Here is an 11,054-nt window from a genome sequence, read left to right on the forward strand (position 1 = left end):
AAAGCGGGCTCAGGCGGCAAACTGGCTGACAGCGTCAAGCGCTCGCTTCACCACCTCTGGCCCCGCCCCGTCGCGATGTGCCTGTTCGGACAGGATGCGTTTCCAATGACGTGCGCCGGGGCGACCGGCGAAAAGCCCCAGCATATGCCGCGTGATCTGGTTGAGACGCCCACCCGATGCCAGATGCGCCTCGATATAGGGAAGCATCTCTTCAGCCACTTGATGGGCGGTCTTGTGGGGCGTGTCCGCGCCGAAAATGCGCTGATCTGCCTCCAGCAAGATCTCTGCCGGGGTGTGATAGGCGGCACGCCCGATCATCACGCCATCCATCCCAGCCTCCAAATGCGCCTGAGTGGCATCGAGCGTAGCGATACCGCCATTGATCGACAGGTGCAGATGCGGAAATTCTGCCTTCATCCGATGTACCAGCGGGTAATCGAGCGGCGGGATATCGCGGTTTTCCTTGGGGCTGAGCCCTTGCAGCCAAGCCTTTCGGGCGTGGATCGTGAAGCGTGCGACCCCGGCTTCGGACACGACGCGCAGAAAACCCGGCAGCACTTCCTCGGGCACCTGTTCATCCACCCCGATCCGGCATTTGACGGTGACCTCCACCGGGCTGGCCGCGATCATTGCGGCCACGCAGTCCGCCACCAAAGCGGGCCGTTCCATAAGTACCGCACCAAAACTGCCTGACTGAACCCGATCCGAGGGACAGCCCACATTCAGGTTGATCTCGTCATAGCCATAGTCGACAGCAATCCGCGTTGCCTCGGCCAGTTGCGCCGGATCAGATCCGCCAAGTTGAAGCGCGACGGGATGCTCCTGTGGGGAAAACCCCAGCAACCGGTCCCGATCGCCATGAAGCACGGCGGGGGCTGTGACCATCTCGGTATAAAGCAGCGCATGACCGGACATGAGCCGATGGAAATACCGGCAGTGGCGATCAGTCCAATCCATCATCGGCGCAATGGACAGTTTGGCATGTTGCTTCATTTGCATTTGTCTTGCATCTTCAAAATGTTGCGGGACAAAGCTGAACCGTGAGCTACATCCCAACACCCCGCGCCTTGCCCCGTTTCGGCGCCTCATTGCACATTCCACGCACGCGGGCAGGACCTTAACGCTGTGTTTCCCAATCGTGGATGACCCATGTCCAGATCAGACGCAAGTCCCGCGACGCCAGATTAATGCCGAATACCCGTTCTGCTGTCCCCAAGGCTCTCGTTGGCATCGCAGTCTGGGTTGCAACGCTGTCCGAGTCGAACATCTCGATTGGGTTCTGGGTAAAACACGGCAGGGTGGCTGGCGCACTTTAGATGCTAACGTTCTGAAAACATGACTTAAAACAGGGTCTTCGACACTGGCAGGGTGCGACTTGTCGCAAGTTTGGGCGACATGGGCAGGGCTGGTTTCTTCTATATCCCGGAATTGTCCGCGCGGGCGAACGACCATCAGGATCATCCCGATGGCATCATTCAGCGAGCGTTATCAGCCTGTTAAGGCGTCATCAAAACTCTGCCATTGCGGTCATGGCCAGCGCGCCGTCATGCCGTTTGGCCCAAATGCCAAGGCCCTCTTTCGCGGCTTCTGCCTCGATCCGAAACGGGGCCATTCCCGCAAGCGGTGCGGTTCCCCTGAAGGAAAAGCTCTTGGGCATTCGCCCGGAATGGCGACAGGCAAGGTCAATCAGCAAGGTTGCGGTCAGGGGGCCGTGGAAGACGAGCCCTTCATAGCCCTCTACCTCGCGGGCATAGTCCACGTCATAGTGAATGCGGTGGCCATTGAAGGTCAGGGCCGAATAGCGGAACAGCATGACCTCTGACGGCTTAACCGTTTCAGAGACATCGGCCCCATCAGGGGCCATGGCTGGGTCTGGTGCGGGAACGCCAGGCGCGGGGTCGTCACGATAGACGATGTCGTGTTCCTCGGTCAGGGCCAGTTGCCCGTTCTGAAACAGCTCATGTTCGACCGTTACAAAACACAGCCGGCCACTGCGCCCCTGTTTCTCGGTGATCGCCCGGATGGTGGACCGTTTGCTGGCCTCCAGCCCCAGAACCAGAGGCTTATGAAACCGGAACCGCCCTCCGGCCCACATCCGCCGGGGAAGGTCGACCGGCGGAAGGAAACCACCCTTTTTGGGATGCGCGTCGCGACCAAGTTCACTGGCGGGGCGGGCGTCAAGGAAATAGAGCCAGTGCCACAGCGGCGGCAATGCGTCGCCGTCAGACAGGCTAGGGGCACGGTCCAACGTCGCTTGCATGAATCGCGCGGGCTGTGCACGCAAAAGGTCGGTCACTGTCTCTTGTCGGCCAATCCAACTTTGCAGATCGGGGGCAGGATGGGTCATCACCGGGCCTCGTCCATTATCTGTTCCCTTATTGATCGCCTACTCCCACTTATTCAAGCCACTCGGCGCTATGCATGATCTGGCCCGAACAGCGACCGAACCTGATCGCGCAGCCAGGCGCAGGCCGGGTCCGTGGCGGTGCGTGTGTGCCACACCATGCTGATTGGGCTGACAGTGTCGGAAATTATGATGTCCAGCACACGCGCCTGCCCTGCCCCAACCAATTGATCAGCCAATTGGCGCGGCACCACGGCGACAAGATCAAGCTGCGCCAACAACTGGGGCAATGCCCCGAAATGGCCAAGCCGCAAGACGACACGATCCGCCAACCCTATGGCAAGCAACGCCCGGTCAACGGCGCTTCCAAAGGTCGTTGCGGGTGCGGGCACCATCAACCGGGCCGCGCGCAGGGCCTGCAGATCAGCGGGAGGAGAACCAGACAGCCCCGATCCGGCGATGGCCACATAGTCTTCGTTGAACAATCGCTCAGACCGCACGCCGCGCCCCGACAGCGCCACCATGCCGATCGCCAGATCGACCTCACCAGCCTCCAGCGAATCTGCCAGCATGTCGGTTGGGGTGGATGTATTGACCAGCCGAATCCCCTTCCCGGCCTGAATGGTCCGCACAGCCAACCTCGGCAGAAACACCGCCTCGCCGAGCCCCGACAGCGACAGGCGAAAGACCCGCGCATCGGTGACGGGATCGAAACCGGCCCCACGTTCCAGCGTCTTGAACAGCGCCCCAAGATGGGTTCGGATCTCGGGTAGGATGGAGTCGGCAAAGCCGGTTGGAACCATACCGTCCTTGCTGCGCAAAAACAGCGGATCATCCAGCGTCTGACGCAGTCGAGACAGCGCATTGCTGGCAGCGGGCTGACTGAGGCCCAACCTCTCGCCCGCCAGAGATACCGAGCGCGTATCATCCAACGCCACCAGCATTCGCAGCAGGTTCAGGTCTAAGGTGCGATCGTTTATTGATTTCATGAATGCAGTCTATTCCGCCTATCCGTTTGACGAAAGTGCTTCCACACCGGATGCTCATATTGAAACTCCGGGGAGGGCCGCGCGTGGAAGTCTCATTCGCCAAGGAAATCGAAAAGCTGAAGCTCGGCGCGGGCGAAACCTTTCATGGCGAGGGCATTCTCGCCGTCACCAAGGCGCTGCTGCAATCGGGCGTGTCCTATGTGGGCGGCTATCAGGGGGCACCGGTATCGCATCTGATCGACGTGATGGTGCAAGCCGCCCCCGACATGGCGCAACTGGGCGTCCATGTGGAACCCTGCACCAACGAAGCGTCCGCTGCGGCGATGCTTGGGGCGTCGATCATGTACCCGGTGCGCGGTGCGGTGACGTGGAAATCCATCGTCGGCACCAATGTGGCCGCTGACGCGCTGTCAAACCTCGCCTCGCCCGGCGTCATGGGCGGTGCGCTGATCATCGTGGGTGAGGATTATGGCGAAGGGTCCAGCGTCATTCAGGAACGCACCCATGCCTATGCGATGAAATCGACCCTGTGGCTGATGGACCCGCGCCCGAACCTGCCAAGCATCGTGAATTGCGTTGAACGGGCGTTTGAGCTGTCAGAGGCATCCAACACCCCCGTCATGATGGAGCTGCGCATTCGTGCCTGTCATGTGCAGGGATCATTCGAGGCAAAGGACAATATCGCGCCGGACATTTCGGGCCGGCATTTGTTGGCGGAACCCGCACCGCATCAATATGAACAACTTGCGCATCCGCCCGTAACCTTCGGGCACGAGCGCAAGAAAAGCAGCGAGCGCATGGCCGCTGCGCGGGCGTTTATTCGGGAACACCGTCTGAACGAGGTCTTTGACGGCGCGCAGGGCGATGTAGGGATCATCGTTCAGGGCGGGCTGTACAACGCGCTGATCCGGGCCCTGGCGGAACTGGGGCTGGCCGATGCGGAAGGAAACTGTGACCTGCCAATCATGGCGCTGAACGTCGTCTATCCGCTGGTGCCGGAAGAGATCCTGGGTTTTGCGGAAGGAAAACGCGCGGTTCTGGTTCTGGAAGAGGGCCAACCGGAATATATCGAGAATGAGATAGGTACCATACTGCGACGCGCGAAAGCGCCGGTGGTGCTGGCGGGCAAGGACATTCTGCCCTTGGCGGGCGAATACACGTCTGAGGTTATGGCCAAAGGCGTCGGCACTTTTCTGCGCGATCACCTGCCGGGCATCGGCAACCAATTGGGCGACACGGCCTATGCCGAGGAGATCGAGGCCTTGCGGGCAGAGGCGCAGCGGTTACTGGCCGCCCCCGTCCCGCCGCGCCCGCCAAGTTTCTGCACCGGCTGCCCGGAGCGGCCCTTCTTTGCTGCGCTCAAGCTGACCCAGCAAGAAATCGGGCCGGTCCACTATTCCGCCGATATCGGCTGCCACGCATTCGCGACCTTCGCGCCGTTCAATTTCGGGAACTCCATTCTTGGCTATGGGATGAGCCTTGCCTCCAACGCCTCGGTCGCCAGTTTTCAGCAAAAACGCCCGCTCGCCGTGATGGGTGATGGCGGGTTCTGGCATAACGGGTTGCTGTCCGGCGTGACCTCTCGGCTTTTGAACGGCGGTGACGGGGTGCTGGTGATCATGAAGAATGGATACACCTCGGCCACCGGCACGCAGGAAGTCATCTCCTCGCCCGATCCGGCGCTGAAACTGGCGGCAGCAGAGAAAAGCGCGACGCATGGTGAGACCACCATCGAGGACGCGCTGAAGGGCGTCGGCGTAAAATGGCTGCGCACGGTGCACACCTACAAAGTCTCGCAAATGCGCGACACACTGCGTGAGGCGTTTTCGACCAAGTTCAGCGGGCTCAAGGTCATCGTTGCCGAGGGTGAATGCCAGTTGGAACGACAACGCCGGATCAAACCCATTCGGGCCAAGGCACTGGCCGCTGGCGAACAGGTGGTGCGCACCCGCTTTGGCGTCGATGAGGACACCTGCACCGGCGATCATTCCTGCATCCGCCTGTCCGGCTGCCCGACCCTGACCGTGAAAACCGCGACCGACCCGCTTAAAACCGATCCCGTCGCGCATGTTACCAATGGGTGCGTCGGCTGCGGGCTGTGCGGTGAGGTCGCCCATGCGGCGACGCTCTGCCCATCCTTCTGGCGGGCCGAGGTGATCAGCAATCCCGGCTGGTGGGACAGAACACGCAGTAGGTTGCGCCGGATATTCACTTTGGGGGCGGTGGCATGACACGCGCGGAAAATCCCCCCCTGCGGATCCTGCTGGCAGCCCTTGGCGGTGAAGGCGGCGGCGTTCTGATGAACTGGATCGTAGAAGCCGCGCGCAATGCGGGGCTTGTCGCGCAAGCGACGTCCGTGCCGGGCGTGGCGCAGCGCACCGGATCGACGAGCTACTATATCGAGATCGCGGGAAAGGATGCGGCGGGCTCTGTCCTCAGCCTCGTGCCGATGCCGGGGCGGGTCGATGTGGTGGTGTCGTCAGAACTGGTAGAAACGGCGCGGGTGATGGCGGCGGGCTTTGTCTCGCCCGGTCTGACGACGCTCATATCCTCGACCGCGCGCACATATTCGACGGCGGAAAAGATTCAGTTGGGCGACGGTCGCTATTCCGAAGACAACGTGCGGCGCACAGCCGAGGCGCTGGCGCGGGACGCTTACCTGCTGGATCTGGGCCAGATCGCCGAAGACAGCGCCACTTTCGTCAGTGCCACCATGTTCGGGGCCCTGGCTGGCAGCGGCGTGTTGCCATGGGACATTGCAGCGTCACGGGCCGTACTTGGGGAGGGTCGGTCCGCAACCGCCAGCCGCGCCGGGTTCGACGCCGCCGCGCAAGCGGTGCAGGACTTGCGGGACGCTCCGGCGCAAGTCACAGCGCCCGCCGCTTCGGACGTGCCCGGAGATATCGCAGAGGTGATCCGCCTCGGGGTGGAGCGTTGCGCCGACTATCAGGACGCGGCCTATGGCCAGACCTTCCGCGCCCATGCCGACAGGTTGATTGCGGCGGCGGACCTGTCCATTCCAAGTGCCGCCCATGCGGTGAAGGAAGCCTGCCGCCGTCTGGCACTGTGGATGGCCTACGAGGATATCGCCCGCGTAGCCGATTTGAAAACAAGGCCCGAGCGTTTCGCCCGCATCCGGGCCGAGGCGAAGATGCAGCCCGGACAGTTGATGACAGTGACAGAATACCTCAAACCCCGCGCCGAGGAGATTGCCGATATCCTGCCCGCCCGCCTTGGGGCGCGGATCATGGCGCGGGTGGAAACGGGCAAGGGCCTGCCCTTCCTGGGGCGCGGCATCCATGTCCGGTCTAACGGTGTTGCAGGCTACTGGATGCTGCGCCTGATGGCGGGGTTTCGCCGTATCCGCCGCCGGTCTTACAGGTTCGCGCAGGAACAGGCGGCGATTGCTGAATGGCTGGAGGCGATGGACACCGCCCTGCCCCGCGCGCCAGACTTCGCAGAGGCCCTGGCCGAGCTGCCCCGCGTTCTGAAAGGCTATTCCGATACGCTGATGCGGGGCAAAGCGGCCTATGCGCGGATCATGGCGGGCGTGGTGCGCCCGGCGCTTGCCAGCGGTCAGATGTCAGACGCGGCCCCATCCTTACGTCGCGCCATAGCGGCGGCGCTGGCCGATGACAGCCATGCCAAGCTGGACGAGACCCTGGGGACACAGCCCGCCATCCCCAATCTGCGCAGCGCCTAAGCCAAGGGAAGGACCGAACCGATGCTGACCAGTCACCGCAACGTGCAGATCGAATGGGGCGATTGCGACCCCGCCGATATCGTCTTCTACCCGCGCTATTTCGCGTGGTTCGACGCTTCGACCGCGCATCACTTCAAGGCCGCGGGCCTGCCCAAGGCGGAACTTGTCCGCCGGTTTCAGGTGGTTGGCTTTCCGATGGTCGATACACGCGCGACATTCCATATACCGTCCAGCTATGGCGACGAAGTTGTGATCGAAACCACAATCACCGGCTTTGGAAGGTCCAGTTTTGACGTTGAACACCGGCTTATGCGCGGGGATGTGCTGGCCGTGGAAGGGTTTGAAAAACGGGTTCTGGTGCGCCGGAAAGAGGGTGGCGGGATCACCTCTTGCCCGGTGCCGGACGAAGTTCGGGCGCTCTTTGGCGTAGCAGGAGGATGACGATGCGGATCGCGGTTCTTGGCGCAGGGGCCATGGGGTCCGTCTATGGCGCGCGGCTGGCGCGGGCCGGGGCGGAGGTGACGTTGCTCGACGTGAATGACGCCCATATTGCGGCAATCAAAGCAGGCGGGTTGCATGTGGCACTGGATGAGGGCGAAAGCATCCACCACTTGCCGGCCATGCGGCCCGAGGCGTTTCAAGGCCCGGTTGATCTGGTGTTGCTGTTCACGAAGGTCTTTCACACGGATCAGGCGCTGACATCGGTCAAGCCGCTATTGGCCGACGCCTATGTCCTCAGCCTGCAAAACGGCGTCGGCAATGTCGACCGGATCGCCGCACATGTGGACCGCGAGAGGATTCTCGTGGGCATGACGATGACACCTGCCGAATATCTGGGCCCCGGTCGGGTCGCGTCCCACGGGGCGGCCACGACCGATCTTTACAGTGCCAGCGGGCAGGATGTGCCGATCTTGCATAAGATTGCTGCCCTGATGGACAAGGGCGGCATCACTGCGCGACTGGAACCGGATATTGACGTGGCGATCTGGGAAAAGGCCACTTTCAATTGCTCCCTGAACCCACTTTGCGCCCTGACCGGTGGCACACCCGGATCTGTCGGCGCGTCAGAGCCCGGTCGCAGGCTGGCCTCGCAGGTGGCGGCCGAAGCGATTGCCGTTGCGAATGCCTCTGGCGTCAACGCCTCGTTGGACAAGGTTTCTGCGATGATGGAACACGCCTTTGCGCACCATTTGCATCATGAACCGTCGATGTTGCAGGATCGGATGGCCGGGCGGCGCACCGAAATCGACGCGCTGAATGGCGCGGTGGTCCGCATAGGCGAAAACCTTGGCATTCCGACCCCGGCCAACCGGATCGTCACTGATCTGATCCGCATGACCGAGGACTCCACCCGCTACCGCGCCTAAAGCTCGCCCGCCTCTTCCAGCACTTTGCGGGCGGCGCGGAAACACTCCAGCGCCTGAGGTACACCGCAATAGATGGCCACGACGTGGATGATCGCGCGGATCTCCTCTTTCGAGACGCCGTTGTTCAGCGCGCCGCGGCAGTGCAGTTCCCATTCGTGCATCTTGCCCAAGGCCCCGATCATGGCGAGGTTCATCATGCTGCGCGTCTTTGGGTCGATCGCGTCATCGCCCCAGCCAAAGCCCCAACACCACGCGGTCATCGCCTCTTGAAACGGCCGGGTGAACCCGTCGGCGGCGGCGAGGTTCTTTTCCACATACTCCGCCCCGAGTGTGGCTTTGCGCTGCTCCATTCCCTTCAGGAACAGGTCTTCGTCAAATGCGCTCATGTCGTGTCCTCACCTTCGGATTTACGCCGTACCATCCACCGCTTCGCGCATCCACTTCTGCAGATGCATCACGGAATGTTCCGAGTTCACACCGCAGCCGGGATCAAGCACCAGTGGCCCGGGTACATAGCCCCGCGATTTCAGCCCGCGCTGAACCGATTCCACAAGGCGAATATCCTCTTCCACGGTGGTCGCCCGGTCCTGCACCGCCATCCGGCGCACGGTTTCGTTGTCTTCACCACCTACCGAATACCAGCCGCGCCAGACCACCACGCGGCCTGCATCGACGGCGCGCCAATGATAGGTGTTCAAAAGGTTGCCGGGATAGACCTGAAAGCTGAACATCGGCCAGAGAAACCAGCTGGAGTACTTGTCGTTGTTGGGAAAGCCGGAATTGATGTCGTAGCTCATATTCTCCAGCGAATTGCACTCGGTCGTGTGGCGCAGGCAATAGCCCTGGGGCTGGATGTCGTAGGTTTCGGGCTTGATGACACCGGTCGCAAAGGTCGGGTGATTGAGCGAGCAGTGGTAGCATTCTGAATAGTTTTCCACGGAGACCTTCCAGTTGCATTCCTCGGGGATTTCCACCCATTCCAAAGGCTTCAGATCGGCCCAATTGGGCACGAAGCCCTCAAGCTCCGCCCGCGCATTGGGAAACCATTCATCCATCGGCGCGGCATTCGGGTCGAGATTGACGAAGATGAAGCCAAGGAACACCTCTGTGCGCACATCCGTCAGGCAGATCTTGGACTTGTCAAAACCCGGAACCGCCTTGATGTTTGGTCCCGCCCGCAGCTCTCCGGTCAATTCATAGGTCCAGGCGTGGTACGGGCAGACAACGACCCGCGTTGTGCCCTGCCCTTCGACCAACTGATGCGCCCGGTGCTGGCAGACATTGTAGAAGGTGCGGATTTCCCCGTCGCGCCCCTTGATGCAAAACAGGCTTTCGCCCGCAAGTTCAAAGGCAAAGTAATCGCCCGCCTTTTCCAACTGACTGGCATGACCTGCGAACTGCCATGTGCGGGCAAAGAGCCCCGCTTGTTCAGCCGCATATATCGCGGGATCGGTGTAATAGCGGGCGGCAAGCGATCGGATAGGGTCGGTCATGGGCGTAATCCGGCGAACTGGGTGAAGGGGGCAGAGGCGTCCGCTTCCCAGAAGGCGCGTGCCTCCTCGGGCAGGCCGCCACAGGCGATGAACTTGGCACTCAGCTCGGCGTCGGACAGCACCTTTGCAGGGCCGCCACGCACATCAGAGACGCTGGCTGAGAGGGTCTGTCCGTCAGCCAGGGTCAAATGCAGGCTGTCGGGTGCCAGAGGGCTCATGTCGCCCGCACCTGCGGGCAGAGGGTAGAGCTGGGGCGAAATCAACGCCTCCAGCGCTCTTACTGCGGGATCGGCCAACGCCTGAGGCTCGAAGTCTCGGGGAGTAATCGCACCCCTGACCAATCCTGCCGCCACGCAGTAGCTGGCCGAGAACCGCGCCTGTGCCTCGGTTTCAGGGGCTCGGAAGCCGGCAACACCGAAATAGGCGTCTGGCATGGTCAGCCGTGCGGACAGAATGCCACTGGCCCCGTCGGGCCCAAGGCGCGCGGACAGCTCCAGCGCCGCCTCGATCGCGCGATGCGTGTAGCCGCAGCTTGGCCAGGGCTTGGCATAAGGCGGGTATCGGCTGATCGTCTGCGTCGGAACATCCGGCCAGTCCTGTGTTACCCCACCCATCAACGATAGAAAGCCGGTCGGGCCGGTCAGAAGGTCAGGCTCAGCCTGTATCCCCGCAGCCGCAAGCAGCGCCGCCAGCACCCCGGTTTCGGCGGCCAAACCCGCATGCAGCGCCTTTACCTCGGATCCGAACTGCCGTTTCAGCCCCCCCGCCCGCGTCATTGCAATGGACAGCGCCGCGCCGCCTCGGTCGGGCGGCAGATCGAGCAGCCGCGCCACGGCCACGGCCGCGCCAAGCGCGCCAAGCGTGCCCGTTGCATGCCACCCGCGCAGATAATGCGCATGGGTCAGGGCGTAACCGATGGTCAGGATCGTCTCGTAGCCCGCCACATAGGCGCGCAGCACCTCGCCCAGGGTCGGAGCGCGCCCCGGCATCACGCCAAACAGCGCCGCCAGAATCGGCACGCTCGGATGGGTCGATCCGACATCCTCGTAATCGTCAAAGTCTAGCGCATGGCCCGCAGTGCTAAAATTGCGCGCGTTGGAGTTGTTCACCCCAACCCCGAGCGTAAAGACCTGCCGAGAAGACCAGATCGCCTCTGCC

10 protein-coding genes and 1 pseudogene are annotated in these 11,054 nt (G+C 62.2%); 4 read left to right on the forward strand and 7 right to left on the reverse strand.

Features of this window, described 5'->3' with window-relative positions; translation table 11 throughout:
* Positions 1–9 precede the first annotated feature (9 nt).
* The 3 genes from dusA to ACROHD_RS03805 all read right to left on the reverse strand — a co-directional run bounded on the left by dusA (position 10) and on the right by ACROHD_RS03805 (position 3,333).
* Positions 10–999, reverse strand: coding sequence for a tRNA dihydrouridine(20/20a) synthase DusA (gene dusA, locus ACROHD_RS03795; protein ID WP_432676006.1), 990 nt, complete (start codon positions 997–999; stop codon positions 10–12).
* Positions 1,000–1,507: 508 nt separating this feature from the next.
* Positions 1,508–2,347, reverse strand: a complete 840-nt coding sequence (locus ACROHD_RS03800; RefSeq protein WP_432676007.1) for an HTD2 family dehydratase — start codon at positions 2,345–2,347, stop codon at positions 1,508–1,510.
* Positions 2,348–2,415: 68 nt separating this feature from the next.
* Positions 2,416–3,333 carry a LysR family transcriptional regulator gene (locus ACROHD_RS03805; protein ID WP_432676008.1) on the reverse strand — a complete coding sequence of 306 codons (918 nt, stop codon included), beginning with the start codon at positions 3,331–3,333 and terminating at the stop codon, positions 2,416–2,418.
* 83 nt (positions 3,334–3,416) lie between these two features.
* Here ACROHD_RS03805 and ACROHD_RS03810 point away from each other — a divergent pair, with 83 nt between their 5' ends.
* From ACROHD_RS03810 to ACROHD_RS03825, 4 genes are read left to right on the forward strand one after another with little or no spacing between them, the layout of a single operon-like run.
* Complete coding sequence (locus ACROHD_RS03810; RefSeq protein ID WP_432676009.1) at positions 3,417–5,564, forward strand: thiamine pyrophosphate-dependent enzyme; 2,148 nt, start codon at positions 3,417–3,419, stop codon at positions 5,562–5,564.
* Entirely contained in the window at positions 5,561–7,036 is a 1,476-nt protein-coding gene (locus tag ACROHD_RS03815) for an indolepyruvate oxidoreductase subunit beta family protein (RefSeq protein ID WP_432676010.1), read from the forward strand. Before ACROHD_RS03810 ends, ACROHD_RS03815 begins: the two co-directional genes overlap by 4 nt.
* 21 nt (positions 7,037–7,057) lie before the next feature.
* Positions 7,058–7,477 carry an acyl-CoA thioesterase gene (locus ACROHD_RS03820; RefSeq protein ID WP_432676011.1) on the forward strand — a complete coding sequence of 140 codons (420 nt, stop codon included), beginning with the start codon at positions 7,058–7,060 and terminating at the stop codon, positions 7,475–7,477.
* A 2-nt stretch (positions 7,478–7,479) separates the two neighbouring features.
* Positions 7,480–8,403, forward strand: a complete 924-nt coding sequence (locus ACROHD_RS03825; RefSeq protein ID WP_432676012.1) for a ketopantoate reductase family protein — start codon at positions 7,480–7,482, stop codon at positions 8,401–8,403.
* Here ACROHD_RS03825 and ACROHD_RS03830 read toward each other — a convergent pair.
* The 4 genes and pseudogenes from ACROHD_RS03830 to ACROHD_RS03845 all read right to left on the reverse strand — a co-directional run.
* Positions 8,400–8,789, reverse strand: coding sequence for a carboxymuconolactone decarboxylase family protein (locus tag ACROHD_RS03830; RefSeq protein WP_432676013.1), 390 nt, complete (start codon positions 8,787–8,789; stop codon positions 8,400–8,402). The two genes, ACROHD_RS03825 and ACROHD_RS03830, sit on opposite strands and share 4 nt — an antisense overlap.
* 21 nt (positions 8,790–8,810) lie before the next feature.
* The gene (locus ACROHD_RS03835) at positions 8,811–9,896 is read right to left on the reverse strand and encodes an aromatic ring-hydroxylating oxygenase subunit alpha (protein WP_432676014.1); all 1,086 of its coding nucleotides are present in this window, start codon (positions 9,894–9,896) and stop codon (positions 8,811–8,813) included.
* Positions 9,893–10,510, reverse strand: a complete 618-nt coding sequence (locus tag ACROHD_RS03840) for an MmgE/PrpD family protein (protein ID WP_432676023.1) — start codon at positions 10,508–10,510, stop codon at positions 9,893–9,895. Before ACROHD_RS03840 ends, ACROHD_RS03835 begins: the two co-directional genes overlap by 4 nt.
* A gap of 51 nt (positions 10,511–10,561) precedes the next feature.
* Positions 10,562–10,930 (reverse strand): annotated as a pseudogene (locus ACROHD_RS03845) (MmgE/PrpD family protein); the annotation flags it as partial.
* Positions 10,931–11,054 lie beyond the last annotated feature (124 nt).

The sequence above is a fragment of the Nioella aestuarii genome (assembly GCF_050896395.1).
GTDB classification, from domain to species: domain Bacteria; phylum Pseudomonadota; class Alphaproteobacteria; order Rhodobacterales; family Rhodobacteraceae; genus Nioella; species Nioella aestuarii.